Here is a 17110-nt window from a genome sequence, read left to right as displayed (position 1 = left end):
GTTCCCCATGTTAGCCGGCGTCGATCACGATGCCCGTGTCCAGCCAGTAGCCTTCGTCCAGTTTAAGGGTTTGCAGGCGGATTTCCAGATCGGTCGGGTTCACGCGGTTGCCCTGATTGTCCGTTATGTCCGCGATGCTGCATTCGCCTTCACTGCGGCTTTCCTCATTGTTCACGGCCGGGGGGGCGTCTTCCTCCCAGACGTCTTCCGCCACGTCCAGGCGTACTTCCACGGCGTAGGGCAGGCGGCCCGCGGCGCGGGCGCGGGCCGCCTCGTCCGCAAAGGTCAGCAGCAGGTAGCGGGTAGTGGGCCAGCGTTCGGCGTCCAGTTGCCGGTAGCCGATGGAAAGGGGGCCGCTGAAGGCCACCGTGCGGCTGTGCTCGCTGCATTCTCTGCTATTCACGTCCACCGTGAACCAGACCTTGGCCCGGCGCAGCTGGCCGTTGATGTCCATCTCGCCGATGTAGCGGGCGGCGGAGGTAAGGCGCAGGGCTGCGGAATCAAAGGAGAAGCCCTCCAGATGGCCGTCGGCCAGGGCGCAGAGGATGGCCCCTACCACCACGGTGGTTTTGGGGTCGCTGATGCGGCCCATGGCGTCGGCAAAGGGATACCAGGCTCCCGCACGGTAGCGCCGCATGGGGATGATCCTGTCCGGCGGTACGGGCAGGCGGGCCAGCACCGCATCCACCACGGCGGACCAGGAGCTGGGCCGCCCGGTGAGCAGTAGGGCGTCGCAGTCATACAGGTGCGCCAGCTCGCAGAGGGCGGAGAGGGGGCCGCCCAGGGTGGCGCGGATGGTGTGCGCCACTGCGGCCGGGCAGACCTGGATGGGCACGTCCAGAATGTTAAAGTTCTGGATGAAGGGTGCCGCGCGCTGCACCAACTTTTCCACTGCCTCCAGGGTGTCCTTCTGGGGCCGGGTTGCGGGCGCGGCCACAAAGGGGGCGTCGTCCGTGACGTCGCCCTCGCGGGCGCCATCCTGACCGGCCTCCAGGGCGCGCGCCGCATCCGGCGGTACAGCGGCGTAAGGGGCCGGACCGTTGCTGTGCGGCTGTCCGTTGGGCAGCGGCCTGTTGTCTGCTTGCCCGTTGGCTCCGGCCTTGGCGTCTCTTGTGGTTTCAGGGGGGACGGGTTCAAAAAAACGTTCCAGCGGGCAGGTGAGGTTGAGCCCGCTGAGGTCCGGATTTTCGCAGGCGGCCAGCAGGCCCAGGGCCACGGGCACGGCAATCTGCCGCACCAGGCGGACGCGGGTGTTGCGGTCCTCCTGCGACATGCCGATGGCGTCCCGGCCGAAAAGCTGCCCCAGCAGGGCGCGGGGGTCCGTCAGGCCGTGGGCCTCCAGCGCCTTGCCGATGGCCGGGATGACGTGGTTGACCACCACCTCGCGCAGCACTTCATCCCCGGCGATGTTGAAGCCGTCCCGGAACTCCGTATGCGGCACGATGCGGGGGGTGTCGCCCTCGCCGCTGGACAGCTCAAAGGTGGTGATGGAAAGGTCTGTGGTGCCGCCGCCGATGTCGATGGAGGCCAGACGCACGCAGGGCCGGTTGCCGTAAGCCGCGCGGGGCTTGCCCAGGAGGCGGAAGAGGTGGTGGGCATCGCCGTGCTGCTTGACGGCCAGCTCGTTGTAGAGCAGCACCAGCTGGGAGCAGCTGGCCTCATCCCAGTCGCAACGCACCTGCGGGCTCTGGCGGTAGTCGCCCCTGGCCGCGGCTGCGGGCTTGGCCGCGTACCACTGGCCCCAGCCCAGGGCCTGCCAGACAACCCGCACGGCCCAGGTAACCCAGCGGCGGAAGATGCGCTTTTCCGCCACGGGCATGGCCGTGGGCACGGTAAAGATAAGCCGCCGCAGCCGCCGGGGCAGATTGGGCTGTTCCCGCCGGGAGCGGGTAGTGGGAGAATTGATGGTGACCAGGGCCTGGGTGAGAATTTCGCCCAGCATAAAGAGCATGAGCGAGGAGCGGGTGAACAGGGATTCAAAGATGGGTTCGGCCTGCTGCTTTTTCAGGGCCGGACTTTTTCTGAACAGGGGGTCGCCGAAGCAGGCCAGGGGCGTGCCCAGGGGGTTGAGCTGCCGGGGAAAGAGCCCGCGGCTGACCATGGGCTCGGCCCGGCCGCCGGTATTGTAGCGCCAGCTCTGCAGCCAGGGGCGTTCGTCCCAGAGATAGCGCTTGGGGCTGGACATGCCCGTGGCCCCTTCCGCGCATACGGCCTGGGCCGCCAGGCGGGCGGCTTCCGGCCCGATGCGCACGGCCGAAGGCCAGGCGAAGGCGGGCGTTTGGCGGCCGGAACGGCGGGAGAGGGCGTCGTTGCCGAACTGGGCGTCCACAAACTCCACGCGGGTTTCAAAGGGCTCGGCGTAGACGTTTTCGGGCTCGCTCAGGTCGCGTAGCTCCAGCAGATAACTGTCGTTGAGGTTGGTGACGCGCTGGGGCAGGGTTTCCACCAGGATGCCCGTGGTGCGCGAATTGCCGATGTCCAGCACCAGGTCCACGTCCACAGGGGTGTCCCGGTCCGGATTGATGACCTGTACGGCCAGCTCCCCGCAGGCACGGCGTAGGATCTCCAGCCAGGTAAGGTAGGAGGCCAGGTGTTCCAGCACGTTGGGGGTGTCGTCCCGCCAGGAGCCGTGCTTTCTGGAGCGGGCATACTCGGCCTGCCGCAGGGCATCGTAGAGGCCAGCCAGCCACTCGTCCACCCATGGCGCGTTGAGAAACCAGGAATTGTCGCGCACCTGGTGGGCCAGCATAAAGTGCCCGTGGTCCGTCACGTCCTGGGGCGAGAGGGCGTGGTACTGCTCGCCCTGTCCCGGCCTGTCTTCCACCGTGGTGTCAAAAAGCAGCACCACGCGCGCCATCTGGGGCCGCCGCGCGGATTGCGTAATCCGGGCCCGCGCCCAGTTGGAGGGGCCATACTCAAAGCGCTTGCCGCCGTCCGGCCAGAACTGGTCCAGGGTGCGCAGAAAAGGCACGGGCAGCCACTGGCCTGCCCAGAGGTCCAGCTCTTTAAGCGCGTTTTTGGCGTATACCCTGTCTTCATACTCGCCGGGGACGGCATAGGGGCGCCCGGTGAGCATATCCAGGTAGGCTTCGGCCTGATCGGGGTCCGCCGTCGCCGGTCGCAGGCAGCGCAGCAGGTGCTGGTAGCGATGGGCCTCCGGGGCCTCCGGAGCGCCGGGTTCCGGCGCGCGTACTTCTTCGTAAAACTGCCGCGTCAGTGATTTCAGGTCGGCAAGGGGCAGTTCAAAATCCAGAAACTGCGGGCAGCCGCCAGGGATGATGCTGACCGGGGAAAGGTACCGGGGAATGGCGTCCATGCTACTTCCTTTTGAAGCGGGCGTTCCACTTGAGGTTGGCCCCGCCCAGTTCTTTGCCTTTGCACTGGGTGCTGTTTTCGCTGCCCGTGCACTCCACCTTCTGCGGCACATAGGTGCCGCCGCGCGGGCAGCGGGCCTGGCCCGATTCGAACTGCAGGTTGCTGCCCTGGAAGCGCGCCGTGGCCGTGCCGCTGCAGACCTGCCCGTTACGCTCGCGCACAAAGCGGCGGCCCTTGCCACTTTTGTCGAAGCAGTACTCCGCCACGATGGGTTCGTTGGACGGGTGGGAATAGAGGCCTGTTTCGCTGCTCCAGCAGCCTTCAAGGAAGCTCAGATCCTTCTTTTTGGCCGCGTCCTGCGGGATGGTCAGATCCTCATTCTTTTTTTTCTGCGGCTTGGGCTGCTCCACGGGCTTGGGGGTTTCCTTGGGCTGCGGCTTGGGCTTGGGCTGTTCCTTGGGCTTGACGGGTTCCGGCGGCGTTTCCGGCGTTTCACCAAAGAAGGGCGTGACCACTTCCGGCTCCGGCGCTTTGGGCTCCGGCGTTTTTGCCGCAACCGGGGGCGTGACGGGCCTGCACTGGGCCGCGCGTTCCTGCAGCTGCCGCCAGAGCAGGGCGAGCTCGTCGTCCAGCGCGGCGCTTTTTTGCTCTTCCGCCGTGAGGGCCGTGCGGTCTGTGGGCGTGCAGCCCGCGGGCAGAGGCGAGGGCAAAAGGCCCAGGGCCGCGCCCAACAGCCAGAGCAGCAAAAGCAGCAGAAGCAAGGGCAGCAGCCAGGGCAGGCAGCCGGGAGCGGCGGCGGCCGCTGCGGGCGTTGCGGCCGCGAGAGGCGGGGGCGCGGCGGGGCCCAGACGGGTCAGATCCTGGGGCTGGGCGCTGCCGCTGCCGGGCGCAAAGCCCCAGTTGATGAGCACAGGACGGCCGTCCACCCGCCAGAGATCTTCGGATTCCGGGTGCTGCAGGGCAAGCCGCAGCATTTGTCCGGCCAGAGCCTGACGGGCCTGGGCGTCCGTGGTCAGGCCTGCGGCAAGGTTCTGGATGTCGCGGGCCAGCTCTCCGGCCCTGGCGCGCAGGGCGTCGGCTTCCTCCGCCGGCAGTTCGGCCAGAGGCGTGGCCGGGCCCTGGCCCGCGGCGTACCAGTCCACGCTGTCGTTCTGAGTGTTGTGCTGCGGCTCGGCCAGCAGCGCTGCGTGTTCCTCTCCCAGGCGGCGGAGCACCAGCGCATGGAGCTGGTCGTAACAATCTGTGGCGAAAATCCCCTGGCTGGCCAGGGCGCGCATGCCGCCGCGCAGACTGGTGGCTATGCGGACGCTCATGGCTTGCCTCCCGCAGCGGGCTGCGCGGCCTCAAGGCGCACGGCCACGCCCGCCTTGCGCAAAAATGCCGCCAGCCGCGCGCTGACGATGGCCAGGCTGGACTGTCGGTAAGAGGCGTCGTCCAGCTTGATGGCGGTATTGACGCCCACCACCCGGCCCTGGTCGTCCACCAGGGGGCCGCCGCTGTTGCCCTGGGAAACCGTGGCCGTATGGACGATGAGGGGCGGCGTGCGGTCCAGCACCACGCTCACCACGCCGTCAGTATAGACCACTTCCGGAGCTTCAACGCTTTCGCCGCGCAGCAGGGCCGCAAACTTGGGGTCGTCCGTTGTGACCGCGCCGGGGAAGCCCCAGGCGCTGACCCGCTGGGTGCGGCTTACCGCGCTGGAGAGGACAAGCGGCGTGATTGTGGGCGCGTCCGGCACGGCGAGCAGGGCGAAATCTTCATTGCCGTCCACGCTCAGCGCCTTGATGGAAGCGGGCAGAGGCTTGCCCAGCGCCTTGTTGATGACGGCCACCTGCCTGGCCTGGGCCACCACATGGGCGTTGGTGACCACGGCCCCCTGGGCCGCAAAAAAGCCCGAACCCAGCACCAGCCCCTCTGGCTTGAGCGCCAGCACCATGACCGTGGCCTGCTCCAGCAGGGCAGCCACACTGCCGGGCCGGGCGGGCTGGGCGGCAGACGGGGCCGAATCCGCGGCGGCGGTCTGGGGGGCTGCGGATTTGGCCTCAGGCTCAGTTTGAGGGACGACGGGCCCGGCCGCGCCCACGGGCGGCCAGGTCACGCCCGCGGGCGGCGTAAGCTGGGGCAGCCGGCGCTGCACTTCACAGGGATCTTGTTGCAGCAGGGCCCGCAGCTGTTCCAGAAACGCGGCGCGATCGGCGTTGCGCTGCCGCGCCAGGGCGGTTTCCTGGTCCAGTCGCGCCTGGGCGGCCAGGGCGGCCTGCCGTTCCTGCCAGAACAGCCATGCCGCCAGCAGCAGGAGCGCCAGCAGCAGAAGCAGGGCCCAGAACCACGGCCGGGCGTACCACGGGCGCAGGACCGCAGCGGCCGCGGCCGGCGTTTCCGCCGGGGGGGCCGAATGTTGCGAAGGGGAAGGAGATTGTTCCATGCGCCGCTCCACGTGGGACAGGGCCGGACTGGGGACGCCGCGCGCGACACAGGGCCGCAGGGCGCGTCAAAGCCGCCGCGCCGCACGGGCCGCGGCAGCGGAAGCCGCGCGAAACGCCGCCGTGCGCGCAGTGGGGATCAGCCCAGCAGGTTCTTGACGGTTTCGTCGTATCCGGTCACCCGTTGGTCCAGATCGTTCTTGGTGCTTTCCAGATCCTGGCGGGACTGCTTCCACTCCGAGGCCGAAGCCGCCACGTTGCTTTCCCTGGAGGCCTGCCTGGCCGGTTTGGAGGCCCGGGCCTTTTGGGCGGCAGGGGCCGCTGCGGCCGTTGGCTGAGCCGTGGTGTAGGGCTCCTCCAGGGCTTCGCGGTATTCGCCGTCCTTGCGGGCCATGGTGGCCGCGGTATCGCCCAGAATATAGGACGTTTCTTCCAGACCGCTGCGGATTTCGTCGTAGCGTTGCTGGAACTCCAGGCGCGAGATCTGCCCGGCCCGGAACTGGTCGGCGGCGAGCTTGAACTGCCCGTCGTAGCACTTGGCGGCCACCTTGGCGGCGGCCGTGGCGCGGTTCATGCTAGCCGCTTCGGTTCCCAGCTGGCGGTTATAACTTTCAAGATAGGCGGCGTCGCGTTTTTTTGCCTGTGATTTCCCGTAGATATTACCGCCTACAGCGCCTACAGCGCCGCCGGCCGCGGCCCCGGCCACAGCCCCCTGCACCTTACCGGTGGCGAGCCCGCCGATGATCGCGCCCAGCAGCGCGCCGCCCACCGCACCCGCTGCCGTGCTGGAGCCCGTGCTGTTTTCGTCCTGCCGCAGGGCGTTTACGGGCTGGTAGCACTGGGGATAGTAGTTGACCTTGGTCTTTTGCGCGCCGTATTTGCTGGCGCAACCGGACAACAGCAGGCTGCCCGTCAGCAGCAGAAGGACAGGGAGTTGCAGGTAACGGGGCATGTGCGGCCTCCTGAAAGCGGTTGGAGAAATAGCAACATGCCGATGTTACCGCAAAGGGAGGGCAAACAGCAAGCGCCCCCTTGCGCGCGAGCGGCCGCGGCACAACGGCGGGAGCTTGGCGTGGGCGGCCCTTGGCCGCCGGCCAAGGGCCCTGCGCAACCTTTCCGGACTACGGGCCGGGCTTGCGCGAGTGCCCACGCCGGAAAGGGAAACCCGCCCCGGCCTCGCGCGGCGCAAGCGGGCCAGGCCCGCAGGCCGCCGGGGAAAGCCCCTCAGGCCCGGATGGAGCGGGCCACGAAGTCCAGCACCTGCTGGTAGAGGTCCGGCGCGGCATAGGGCGTGAGCACACGGGTCCGGTTGGCGCCCACCATGAGGGAAATGATGACCTGCGCGGTGGCGCGGCTGTCCACCTTTACGATGCTGCCGTCGGCCACGCCCAAGGCGATGACCCGCTCCAGCTCCTGATGCACCTGGGAGAACATGGAATCCATGGTGTCCCGGTCCGTTTTGGTCTTCATGTCGCTGTAGGGCGAGCAGCGTACCAGCACAAGCCAGTTGGATTCGGGATCCACGGAAAAATCAAGATAGGCCTTGCAGAAGCGCAGCACGGCGTCAAAGCCGTTGTGCCCCTGGGCTGTGGCCTCGCGCAGTCTGACCAGAAAGTGCTCCAGCACGTCCAGCCCGGAAGCGAGAAAGAGCTTTTCCTTGTTGCCGTAATGGTGGGTCAGCAGGCCCAGGGCCACGCCGGCGCGCTCGGAAATTTTTTTGAAGGTGGTTTCCACATAGCCGTATTCGCCGAACAGTTCTTTGGCCGCCTGGAGCAGGGCTTCTTTCTTGTTTTTTTGCGTCATGGTCGTGGGGCATTGGTTGGGGGAACAGTCAATGTTGCGTACGCTGCCTGCTACAATTCATACCAGTGTGGCGGGGGCACGTCAAGATATTCGCCGTTTCCGGGCGGTTGGGGCGTGGAAATCAGCCATTGACGCCGTCCGCACGCTGCCACTGCGCCAGATGTTCCGCGATGTAGCGGCAGACGGCGGCATGCTCTTCTTTACCCTGCCCGGCAACGCGCAGGGGCGGCGCAAAGCTGTAGCGCACGGCCATGCCGGGTTTGACGGGCCCAAGCTCTTTGATCTTTTTGCCCGTGCCCCAGGCGTCGGTTTTGAGCGCCAGCGGCACCACTGGCACGTCGGCCTTTCTGGCCAGCTTGATGCCGATGCTGTTAAACTGGTGCGGGTCAAAGACCGGGGAGCGCGTGTGCTGCGGGAAGACGATGATGGAAGTGCCCTTGCGCAGCCGTTCCACGCCGCCTTCCAGCACGGCCTTGAGGTCTTCGCGCGGGTTGGTGCGGCCCACTACGATGGGGTCGCGCGAGCGCATGACCGGTCCGAAGAAGGGCATGGTCGTAAGGCTCTGCTTGACTACAAAGGTCACGGGCCGGCGCGGCCGGATGATGCCGGGCAGCATAAAGGTTTCCAGTGTGCTCATGTGGTTGGCCACAAAGAGGCAGGGGCCGTCCACGGCGTCTATGGCGTCCATGCCCTGCACCTCCACGGGGCAGCCCAGGCGCTCCATAAGGTCGGCCACCCAGACGCTGGCGTAGACCCAGGCCGCGTCGTCGCACAGGCCGCGGGCGGCGCGGCGGCACAGCCAGCGTACCGGGCCCAGAAACAGGTGGCTGTAAAAACTTACGGAAGGCAGCATGCGGCTGACCAGGCCCGCGCGCAGCCCAGGGCTGCGGTAGGCGTTGCCGGTAAGGAATTTGGCGCTGATGTCGCCGTCTACAAAAGGATTCATTATTGGTCCGTCTTTTTGCTCTGGCGAAGCAGCCTGCGCCACCACTGGCTCAGGCGGGGCTCTTCGCCGTTTTCGCGGGGCTGATAAAACCGCCGCCCCGCCAGCTCTGGCGGCAGATAGTCCTGCGCCACCCAGGATTCCGGAAAATTGTGCGGATATTTGTATTCCTTGCCGTAGCCCCAGTCTTTTTGCAGCTGGGTGGAGGGATTGCGCAGGTGCAGGGGCACGGCCCGCGCGCCGTTGAGCTTTACCTCCCGCGCGGCGGTGAGGTAGGCTGCGTAGGAGGAGTTGCTCTTGCGCGCCAGGGCCAGGTAGACGACGGTTTCCGCCAGGGGGATGAAGCCTTCAGGCATGCCCACAAACTCCACCGCCTGCTGGCAAGCCACGGCCAGGGGCAGGGCTCCGGGGTCGGCCAGGCCCACATCTTCGGAGGCGGAAAGGATGAGCCGGCGGCAGACAAAGCGCGGATCCTCCCCGCCTTCCAGCAGACAGGCCAGATAGTAGAGGGCCGCGTCCACATCGCTGCCGCGGATGGATTTGATCAGGGCCGAGGCCAGCTCATAGTGGCTGTCGCCGTCTTTATCGTGGCGTTGCAGCAGCTCCGGCAGGGCGGCCTTGACCTGTTCTGCGTCGCGGCGGTCTTCCGGCAGGGCGGCCACATATTCCACCAGGTTGAGCAGGGTGCGGGCGTCGCCGTGGGCCACGCCCGCCAGCAGGTCGGCCACGGGCTCGGCCAGCTCCAGCCCAAGCTCTTTGGCCCCGCGCCGGGCCAGCTCCAGCATTTCCGCATGGCCCAGGGGCCGCAGGCGCAGCACATGCAGACGCGAGAGCAGCTGCCGGGTAACGCTGAAGGAAGGGTTCTCTGTGGTGGTGGCCAGCAGGGTCAGCTCGCCCGATTCCACCAGGGGCAGGAAAAAATCCTGCTGCGCCTTGGAAAAGCGGTGCAGCTCGTCCAGCACCAGCACTTCCACGCCGGTCAGGGCGCGCCGCAGGTGCTGCAGGCCCGCCTCCGGCGCGCTCAGGCGCAGGTATTTTTTGCCCGTGGATTTGGCCAGCAACAGCGCCAGGGTGGACTTGCCGCAGCCTGGAGGGCCAAAAAAAAGCAGGCTCGGCAGGCGCTTGGCCCGCATGAGGGAGCGCAGGCGCTCCCCCAGGTGGCTCTGGCCCAGAAAAAGGTCCAGGTCGGCGGGGCGCAGGCGCTCCGGCAAGGGCTGCTGCACGCTCACGCGGGGCTGCCTTTCCCGGCGTCCGGGCCGCCGGGCAGCTGGGAGGCCCACCAGTGCAGCCCCAGGCAGAGGGTGGCCGCCGTTTCGCAGCGCAGCACGCGACCGCCCAGGCTCACGGGCGTGAAGTTTGCCGCGCGCAGGGCCGCAAGCTCCCGCTCGGAAAAGCCGCCCTCCGGGCCGACCACATAGACGGTAAGCCCGGCGCGTCCAGCCAGGCCGGGGGTGAGCATGGGCACGCCCGTCTGCATTTCCCAGGGCAGGATGCGGTAATCGGCCTCATGGGCCAGGCTGACCAGCTGGTCCACCCCGCCGGTGAGGGCGCGCACCTCTGGCAGCCAGGGGTTGCCGCTCTGTTTGGCGCCGGCCGTCATCTGGCCCAGGCAGGTTTCCCGCGCGGCGGCGGGCAGGCGGCCCTGGCTGTGCTCGCCCTGCCACAGCCACACGCCGTGCGCGCCCAGCTCCACGGCTTTTTCCATAAAAAAGCCGCGCCGCACGGCCTTGCTGAAGGCCAGGGCCATGACGGCCAGGGCCTTGGGGCGGGGCAGGGTTTCCTCTTCCAGGCGCTCAAGGCGGGCGTTTTTTTTGTTCACCGCACGCAGGATAAAGCGTCCCCGGCGGCCCCGGCCGTCCAGAAGGCCCACTTCACAACCGGGCGTAAGGCGCAGCACCTGCGTCAGGTGGCGCGCCTCCTGCCCTTCCAGACACACGTCCGTCCCCCAGGCTTCCGGGGGCAGATAAAAGAAAGGTCCGTTCATGCCGCAGCCGTATCCTTGCCCCGGCGCGCCCGCCGCACGGCCTTGAAGCCGTCCTGCAGCGCCACGAGCCGCCCGTAGTTTTTGCGGATTTCCTGGCCCGCCGGGGTCAGGGAATCTTCGGGCGGTTCCATATACTTGCGTTGCAGGTAGCGGTCGCCGAGGATGCGTTCCACGCAGCTGATGACGTCGTCCACCAACGCGGGGAAAAAGTTGACGATCTCAAATTTCAGTTCATTGAGCAGGGCCACGGCCTCGCGCAGGGCCTGGCGGTAGGTGAGGCGCGCGCCTTTGTGGCTGCGCCGGCAGATGTCTTCCAGGATGCGGACCCGGCGGGCCTGCTGGATATAGCTGAAGCGGGTGCGCACCTCCTGATAGAGGTCGCGCAGGTTTTCAAACACCTCGTCGTTGTCCGGCGAGTAGAGGTAGCCGGAGAGCACCTTGCTCACGTTGGAGAAAAATTCGTCGCTGTAGCTGATCATGCGGCGCTGATGCTTGGCCAGCCAGCTGTAGAGGAATTTGAGACGTTTTTCGTGCGAATCGGTATTTTCCACCACCTCGGTGCGTTTGTAGGTGATGCGCCCCGTGTATTCGCCCCGCACTATATCGTTGAGGCGCAGGAACATGTTGGAGGCGTCCTTGATGATGTTGAGCCCGCGCAGGGGCTCGCCCGTGAGGGGGTGGAGCACCTCCTGGGCGACGACAGAGAGGGCGCGGTCCTGGCGCACGTTGCTGGAATCGAAGCTGTGCTGGAGGTAGGTCACCCGCAGGATGACCACGCGGCGGGGCTTATCCAGAAAAAAGCCGTCGCGGTCGATGGCCTCCAGGGCTTCGTCTTGATCCGGATCCACCGCCACCAGGGCGATTTTTTCCAGCCGGGGATAGCGCGTGTTTTCGCCTGTGGAAAGATAGGTGGTGAGGGTGCGGTCCGTCTGGCCCAGCACGCGGAGCAGAAAACGTTCGCCCATTTTGTGCAGCTTGCGGGCAAACAGCGCGCTGGAGGTGCGCCGCTCCGAAACGATGGGAAAGCCGTAAAGCTCCATCAGGTACTGGTAGACGAACATGCGGTTGCGCTCATACATATCGTTGTCGCCATAGGCGAACTTGCCGATGCGGATGCCGAAGCGCTTGAGCTCGCTGTCGATATCGGAAGGGAAGGAGGCGAAGATGCCCGCCAGGTGGAAGGTGTTGTCCGCGCCCCAGGCCAGGACGTGCGCCCGGTCCATGCTCAGAAGGTAAGGCATGAGGGCGGGGTAGGTCTCCAGCAGGACCGTATCGGCGGAGCGGAACTGCTGACGAAAGACGTCCTGGTGGCGGCGCGGCAGGCGCGAGGCCAGGGTCAGCAGGTTCTGCTCCATGACCTGGTTTTCCAGCGGGCAGCAGGCCCCTTCGCCCTCGATGATGACCGGGTGGAGCTTGTCAAACTGAAAAATCTCGGAAAAATAGTCCAGCTGCCGGGCAAAGGCCACCAGAGAAAAGCCAGGCAGGTCTTTATACTCAAACATGTCGTTGTCGAAGGAGGGGAGGAGCTCGCGGCTTTCCACCAGGGGGTAATTTTTGTTTTCCTGGTAGGGCTTGACGAGGCAGAAGCGAATGTGCACCGCGTCCAGAAACTGCTTGAGCTCAGGCAGGCTGCTGATGGCGAGCGGGGCGGCAAGGTCGTCGGCGTCCTGCCAGGGCAGGCCGTTTTTGCTGAAAATTTCTTGCCACTTGATCATCCGTGCGCCCCGTCTGGAATTTTTTTGTGTATTTAGCTTTTTTTCAGAGATATTTCCAGAGGGAAAAGCGGAGGAATCCGCCCCTGCGCAAAATCGGGCGTGTTTTCGGCGCGTGGGTGCCCTGCGGCGGAGCGCAAAAGCAGTTGCGGGGGCGGGCCCGCTTTGCTACAAGAAATGCGTTCCCTCACGCCGCCCTCGGTGCGGCCGCACCATCAACCCCACGCACCATGACCGCCAATTCTCTTGAAAAACATATACTAAGTATTGTTTGCAGCGTGTTCGACGCCTATTCGGTGGTGCTGTTCCTGCCGGAGGAAGAGGGCGAGGCCCACCGCCTCACCGCTTTTTTCAGTCTGGGGGACAAAATCGCCGCCAACGCCACGGTTCTGCCGGGCAAGGGGCTGGTGGGCTGGATTGTCCGCAACCGTCAGCCCCTGCTGGTGCCCAATTTTGACCAGCGCCAGAGCAACCTCGGCTACTATTCCAGCGGCGAGGAAGGCAGCATCAAGGCCTTTATGGGCTGCCCCGTGCCCACGGGCGGCGCCCTCTGCGTGGACAGCAAGCGGCAGTATTCCTTCTCGGACAAGGACCACAAAATCCTCCAGATGTTCGCGGAGCTCATCGCGCGCCAGCAGGGCAGCCGCGGACGGCAGGAGCTTGCGGGCGACATTCCGCGCTATTTTGCCGACCTCGGCGTTATTCAGGATCTGCGCTTCCGCTACAAGCGCTGGCCGCAGTTTCTGCACAACTACCTGAAGATCATGGTGGAGGCCACGGGTTTTGACTACTGCGCCTTCGCCTCTGTGGATCAGCCCGGCGAGACCTACTGCGTGGAGAGCGAATCGGCCCGCCTGCTGCTTACCGGCGAGGAGCCCCTCATCCTGCCCATGGGCAGCGGCATTACGGGCTGGGTTTTCCGCAACGATCAGCCCGTGGTGGCCGAAGGCGTGGAAGGCGCGCCCGCAGCGGTGCTCTTTGGCAAGCTGCCGGACATGCCAGATTTTCAGGCGGCCATGTGCATGCCGGTGATGGTCAACAAAAGCACGCGGGGCGTGCTTTGCCTCGCCCATACCACGCCCAGGACCATGGACGAATCCATGCGCAGTTTTGTGCGCCAGGCCGTGGACCATCTGGCCCTGTTTCTGGAAAATCTGTACCTCAAAGTGCGCCTGCGGACCATGCTGCCCAGGGCCAGGGTGCACACCGACGGTTCCCAGGCCTATGACCCGGATGCCGCCCCCATGCCCCGCAGCAAAGAATACTGACCATGTTCCGGCGTCTGTTCCATTTTCTTTCCAAAGACATCGCCATGGACCTGGGCACGGCCAACACCCTGCTTTACACACGCGCTCAGGGCATTGTCATCAATGAGCCTTCGGTGGTGGCTATCGACGTTCAGAAAAACGTCGTGCTGGCTGTGGGCGCGGCCGCCAAGGATTACCTGGGCCGCACCCCGCAGCGCATCCGCGCCGTGCGCCCCATGAAGGACGGCGTCATCGCCGATTTTGACGTCACGCGCGAAATGATCTCCTATTTTGTGCGCAAGGCCATTACAGGCCTCAGGCTGGTCAAGCCTTCCATGGTCATCTGCATCCCCACGGGCATCACCCAGGTGGAGAAGCGCGCCGTCATTGATTCGGCCCTGCTGGCCGGCGCTGCGGACGTGGCCATGGTGGAGGAGCCCATGGCCGCCGCCATCGGCGCTGATCTGCCCGTGCACGAACCCCTGGGCAACCTGGTGCTGGACATCGGCGGCGGCACCAGCGAGGTGGCGGTCATTACCCTGGCGGGCATCGCCAACGCCCAGTCCGTACGGGTGGCGGGCGACGCCATGAACATGGCCGTTCAGCGCTACCTGCGCGACGTGTTTCGCATGGAAGTGGGCGAAAATACCGCTGAAAACGTCAAAAAAATTTTGGGGTCCGCCCTGCCGCAGCCCAATGCGCCCGTGCTGGAGGTTTCCGGCAAGGATCTGGTCTGCGGCGCGCCCAGGGTAGTGCAGGTGACCGAAGGCCACATCCGCGAGGCCCTGCGCGAGCCCGTGCAGGCCATTTTGGGCGCGGTGCTGCGCGCGCTGGAAAAAACCCCGCCGGAACTGGCGGCGGACATTTACCGCAACGGCATGCTCATGGCCGGGGGCGGCTCGCTGCTTAAGGGGCTGGATCAATACATCGCCCAGGAGACGCGGCTCAAGGTCTTTGTGGACAAAGACCCCCTGACCACCGTGCTGCGCGGCACGGCCCGCGCCATGCTGGACCGCCAGGCCTACCACGCCGTCTTCATCAACTGAAAAGGATTGCGGAGCATGAACATGGGGGCGTCCCTGCTGCGGGATTGCGTGGAAATTGTGCGCCAGAGCGGCGAGATTGTCCGGGAACACTGGTCCCAACCGAGCCAGGTGCGCCACAAGGGCAGCATCGACCTGGTCACCCAGACGGATCTGGCTGTGGAGGCTTTTTTGAAGGAACGCCTGGGGGCGCTTCTGCCCGAAGCCGGGTTCCTGGCCGAGGAGAGCAGCCGTCCGGACGCGGAGCCCGATGGCCTGTGCTGGATTATTGACCCCGTGGACGGCACCACTAATTTTGTGCACCGCATCCCGCAGGTGGGCACCTCTGTGGCCTTGTGGCGCGAGGGCAGGGCGGAGCTTGGGGTGGTCAACGTGCCCATGCTGGAGCAGTGCTTTTACGCCTCCCGCGGGCAGGGGGCCTTCTGCAACGGAAGCCCCATTGCCGTGAGCCGGGCGACGGCCCTTGCCGACTGCCTGGCGGGCACGGGCTTTCCATACGATTTTACCCGCCGGCTTGAGCGCGTGCTGGACCGTCTGGCGCGCGTGCTGCCCTGCACCCAGGGGCTGCGCCGCATGGGGGCGGCCTCGGTGGACCTGGCCTACGTGGCCTGCGGCAAGCTGGATTTTTTTTATGAAGAGGGCCTTAAACCCTGGGATTTTGCCGCCGGGGTTCTGCTGGTGGAGGAGGCTGGCGGCCGGGTAAGCAATCTGACCGGCGCGCCCTTGCGCTTCGGCCAGACGGTGCTGGCCAGCAACGGTCTGGTGCACGCTCAGGCCGTGGACCTGCTGCGCCCCACCAGCGTGGACTGAGCCTCGGCCGGTTCAGCGCGGCCGCACATAGCCTGCCTGCACGGCCACGCGCAGGAGCGGCGAGAGCAGCTCCCCGAAGTGTGCGGCCATGCCCCGCAACTCATCGTAGTCCGCCAGCAGGTGGCGTTCGGCGTTGCGGGCCCCGGCCATGGCCAGTGAAAGCGGCAGGCGCGCTTCAAAAAAAGCCACAAAGGCGTTGCGGCTTTCCGGGCAGGGCGGGGCCAGGCCCAGGGGCCGCACGCGCCCGGTAGGGTCCAGCCCGGCTTCGAGCAGCAGGGCGCGGGCGCAATCTTCAAAAGCCTGGCCCGCGGTCGCCCGCGCGTAGGCCGAAACGCCCCAGCCCCGTTCCGGCCAGTGGGTCAGCAGGGCGCGGCCGTTTTTGTCCCGCAGCAGCAGGGCCACGGCCCGGTGGGGCAGGCCCTGGCGCTGTACGTCGGCCGCGCGCAGCAGGCAGACCGGAGCGTTGCCGGCGTCCACCACCTCCAGCAGGGGATGGCGGTCCGCGGGCGCGACGGCGTATGGGGTTGTTATGTCCGCAAGGGCTCTTAGCCGCACGATTTTTGTCCTTAACTGTCTGAAAGCCGCCCACGCTCCGGCCATGGCCGCCCTGGAGAGCCAGTGCTTTGCCCTGCCCTGGTCCGCGGCCCAGTGCCGCGCGGCCTTTTCCCAGCGGGCTTTTGCCGCGCTGGGGCTGTGGGAGGGGCCGCGGCTGTGCGGCTATATTTCCGTGTACCACACGGCGGACGAGCTGGAAATACTCAACCTTGCCGTCAGCCCGGAACGGCGGCGGCAGGGGCTTGGGCGGCGGCTGCTGCAGGCGGCCTTGCGGCTTGCCGCCAAAGGGGGTATCGTGAACATTCTGCTGGAAGTGCGCGCCGGCAATGCGCCCGCCGTTTCCCTGTACGAAAGCTGCGGCTTTCAGCGTGTGGGCCTGCGCAAGGGCTATTATGCGGATACCGGCGAAGACGCGCACGTATACGCCCTGGCGCTCCCCGCCGCGCCGTCCCCATTCGAGAGGTCCGCATGAAAACCATTATCGCCGCCAACTGGAAAATGTTCAAAACCCGCGCGGACGCGGCAAGCTACGCCGTGGACCTAGCGCGCGGGCTGGAAGGCGGCCTGCCCGCCGGACGTGAAGTGCTGCTTTTTCCTCCCTACACGGCGCTGGCCGTGGTGGCGGAGGCTGCGGGGCAGACGCCCGGTTTGGCCGTGGGCGGGCAGAACGTCTATCCCGATGCCGAAGGGGCTTTTACCGGCGAGATTTCCCCGGCCATGCTCCTGGACGCCGGGGCCTCCTGGGTGCTGGCCGGGCATTCGGAGCGTCGCCATATCTTTCACGAAGACCCGGCCTTTGTGGCCCGCAAGGCGGCCTTTGCCCTGGAGCAGGGCCTTAACGTCATGCTCTGTGTGGGCGAAACCCTGTCGGAGCGTGAGGCCGGTCGCCTGGAGGCCGTGCTGGAGGCGCAGCTTGCGCCGGTGTGCGCGGCCCTGCCGCCTTCCCTGGGCGGCGAAGCCCTGGCCCGGCGGCTGGCCGTGGCTTACGAACCCGTATGGGCCATCGGCACGGGCAAGGTGGCGGGCCCGCCGGAAGTGCAGGAGGCCCACGCCGTGACGCGCGCCCTGCTGCAACGCGCCTTGGGCGACGCGGCCCTGCAGCTGCCTGTTCTGTACGGCGGCAGCGTTAAGCCCGCCAATGCCGCAACCCTGCTGGGTCTTGACAACGTGAATGGTCTTCTGGTAGGGGGTGCCTCTTTGGAGGCGCAAAGTTTTTTGCAAATCGTCTTTTGCTGACGTTTTCGGCGCAGGCCGGGAGCGTCGGTCCGCGGTCCC

The 17110-nt window shown here is 66.3% G+C and carries 15 protein-coding genes; 5 read left to right on the top strand and 10 right to left on the bottom strand.

Annotated features, from left to right (window positions below; all coding sequences use genetic code 11):
• Positions 1-10: 10 nt before the first annotated feature.
• The 9 genes from BLS55_RS04150 to BLS55_RS04110 form a co-directional block, all read right to left on the bottom strand.
• A complete protein-coding gene (locus BLS55_RS04150) occupies positions 11-3316 on the bottom strand; it encodes a virulence factor SrfB (protein WP_092153103.1) in 3306 nt (1101 codons plus the stop codon).
• Between the two features lies 1 nt (position 3317).
• A complete protein-coding gene (locus BLS55_RS04145) occupies positions 3318-4628 on the bottom strand; it encodes an SrfA family protein (protein ID WP_092153102.1) in 1311 nt (436 codons plus the stop codon).
• Positions 4625-5740, bottom strand: coding sequence for a S1 family peptidase (locus BLS55_RS04140; RefSeq protein ID WP_092153101.1), 1116 nt, complete (start codon positions 5738-5740; stop codon positions 4625-4627). The genes BLS55_RS04145 and BLS55_RS04140 overlap by 4 nt, the downstream gene beginning before the upstream one ends.
• Before the next feature lie 137 nt (positions 5741-5877).
• Positions 5878-6690, bottom strand: coding sequence for a glycine zipper domain-containing protein (locus tag BLS55_RS04135; protein ID WP_092153100.1), 813 nt, complete (start codon positions 6688-6690; stop codon positions 5878-5880).
• Positions 6691-6962: 272 nt separating this feature from the next.
• Positions 6963-7541 carry a TetR/AcrR family transcriptional regulator gene (locus BLS55_RS04130; protein ID WP_092153099.1) on the bottom strand — a complete coding sequence of 193 codons (579 nt, stop codon included), beginning with the start codon at positions 7539-7541 and terminating at the stop codon, positions 6963-6965.
• A gap of 121 nt (positions 7542-7662) precedes the next feature.
• Complete coding sequence (locus BLS55_RS04125) at positions 7663-8487, bottom strand: lysophospholipid acyltransferase family protein (protein ID WP_092153098.1); 825 nt, start codon at positions 8485-8487, stop codon at positions 7663-7665.
• Positions 8487-9713 carry a replication-associated recombination protein A gene (locus BLS55_RS04120; RefSeq protein ID WP_092153097.1) on the bottom strand — a complete coding sequence of 409 codons (1227 nt, stop codon included), beginning with the start codon at positions 9711-9713 and terminating at the stop codon, positions 8487-8489. Before BLS55_RS04120 ends, BLS55_RS04125 begins: the two co-directional genes overlap by 1 nt.
• Positions 9710-10468, bottom strand: coding sequence for a 16S rRNA (uracil(1498)-N(3))-methyltransferase (locus BLS55_RS04115; protein ID WP_092153096.1), 759 nt, complete (start codon positions 10466-10468; stop codon positions 9710-9712). The genes BLS55_RS04120 and BLS55_RS04115 overlap by 4 nt, the downstream gene beginning before the upstream one ends.
• Positions 10465-12183 carry a hypothetical protein gene (locus BLS55_RS04110; RefSeq protein WP_092153095.1) on the bottom strand — a complete coding sequence of 573 codons (1719 nt, stop codon included), beginning with the start codon at positions 12181-12183 and terminating at the stop codon, positions 10465-10467. The genes BLS55_RS04115 and BLS55_RS04110 overlap by 4 nt, the downstream gene beginning before the upstream one ends.
• Positions 12184-12410: 227 nt before the next feature.
• Here BLS55_RS04110 and BLS55_RS04105 point away from each other — a divergent pair, with 227 nt between their 5' ends.
• Genes BLS55_RS04105 through BLS55_RS04095 form a run of 3 tightly spaced genes read left to right on the top strand, consistent with a single transcriptional unit; the run spans position 12411 to position 15280 of the window.
• Complete coding sequence (locus BLS55_RS04105) at positions 12411-13448, top strand: GAF domain-containing protein (protein ID WP_092153094.1); 1038 nt, start codon at positions 12411-12413, stop codon at positions 13446-13448.
• 2 nt (positions 13449-13450) lie between these two features.
• A complete protein-coding gene (locus BLS55_RS04100) occupies positions 13451-14473 on the top strand; it encodes a rod shape-determining protein (RefSeq protein WP_092153093.1) in 1023 nt (340 codons plus the stop codon).
• Between the two features lie 15 nt (positions 14474-14488).
• Positions 14489-15280 (top strand): inositol monophosphatase family protein, encoded by a 792-nt coding sequence (locus BLS55_RS04095; protein WP_092153092.1) that lies wholly within the window; start codon positions 14489-14491, stop codon positions 15278-15280.
• 12 nt (positions 15281-15292) lie between these two features.
• Here the strand turns inward: BLS55_RS04095 and BLS55_RS04090 are convergent, their stop codons facing one another.
• On the bottom strand, positions 15293-15835 hold the full coding sequence (locus BLS55_RS04090) for an NUDIX hydrolase (RefSeq protein ID WP_257243129.1): 543 nt from the start codon (positions 15833-15835) through the stop codon (positions 15293-15295).
• Between BLS55_RS04090 and rimI the strand changes: the two genes are divergently transcribed.
• Both rimI and tpiA read left to right on the top strand, forming a co-directional pair.
• Complete coding sequence (gene rimI, locus BLS55_RS04085; RefSeq protein WP_257243128.1) at positions 15810-16307, top strand: ribosomal protein S18-alanine N-acetyltransferase; 498 nt, start codon at positions 15810-15812, stop codon at positions 16305-16307. The two genes, BLS55_RS04090 and rimI, sit on opposite strands and share 26 nt — an antisense overlap.
• Complete coding sequence (gene tpiA / locus BLS55_RS04080; protein ID WP_092153090.1) at positions 16304-17071, top strand: triose-phosphate isomerase; 768 nt, start codon at positions 16304-16306, stop codon at positions 17069-17071. Before rimI ends, tpiA begins: the two co-directional genes overlap by 4 nt.
• Positions 17072-17110 lie beyond the last annotated feature (39 nt).

It is taken from the genome of Desulfovibrio legallii, from assembly GCF_900102485.1.
GTDB classification, from domain to species: domain Bacteria; phylum Desulfobacterota; class Desulfovibrionia; order Desulfovibrionales; family Desulfovibrionaceae; genus Desulfovibrio; species Desulfovibrio legallii_A.
This window is presented reverse-complemented; position numbering and strand designations above follow the sequence as displayed.

Bases quoted from the DNA above. Each gene is read 5' to 3' on its own strand.
- BLS55_RS04150 (WP_092153103.1), bottom strand. From the start codon at position 3,316: ATGGACGCCATTCCCCGGTACCTTTCCCCGGTCAGCATCATCCCTGGC.
- BLS55_RS04145 (WP_092153102.1), bottom strand. From the start codon at position 4,628: ATGAGCGTCCGCATAGCCACCAGTCTGCGCGGCGGCATGCGCGCCCTG.
- BLS55_RS04140 (WP_092153101.1), bottom strand. From the start codon at position 5,740: ATGGAACAATCTCCTTCCCCTTCGCAACATTCGGCCCCCCCGGCGGAA.
- BLS55_RS04135 (WP_092153100.1), bottom strand. From the start codon at position 6,690: ATGCCCCGTTACCTGCAACTCCCTGTCCTTCTGCTGCTGACGGGCAGC.
- BLS55_RS04130 (WP_092153099.1), bottom strand. From the start codon at position 7,541: ATGACGCAAAAAAACAAGAAAGAAGCCCTGCTCCAGGCGGCCAAAGAA.
- BLS55_RS04125 (WP_092153098.1), bottom strand. From the start codon at position 8,487: ATGAATCCTTTTGTAGACGGCGACATCAGCGCCAAATTCCTTACCGGC.
- BLS55_RS04115 (WP_092153096.1), bottom strand. From the start codon at position 10,468: ATGAACGGACCTTTCTTTTATCTGCCCCCGGAAGCCTGGGGGACGGAC.
- BLS55_RS04110 (WP_092153095.1), bottom strand. From the start codon at position 12,183: ATGATCAAGTGGCAAGAAATTTTCAGCAAAAACGGCCTGCCCTGGCAG.
- BLS55_RS04105 (WP_092153094.1), top strand. From the start codon at position 12,411: ATGACCGCCAATTCTCTTGAAAAACATATACTAAGTATTGTTTGCAGC.
- BLS55_RS04100 (WP_092153093.1), top strand. From the start codon at position 13,451: ATGTTCCGGCGTCTGTTCCATTTTCTTTCCAAAGACATCGCCATGGAC.
- BLS55_RS04095 (WP_092153092.1), top strand. From the start codon at position 14,489: ATGAACATGGGGGCGTCCCTGCTGCGGGATTGCGTGGAAATTGTGCGC.
- rimI (WP_257243128.1), top strand. From the start codon at position 15,810: ATGTCCGCAAGGGCTCTTAGCCGCACGATTTTTGTCCTTAACTGTCTG.
- tpiA (WP_092153090.1), top strand. From the start codon at position 16,304: ATGAAAACCATTATCGCCGCCAACTGGAAAATGTTCAAAACCCGCGCG.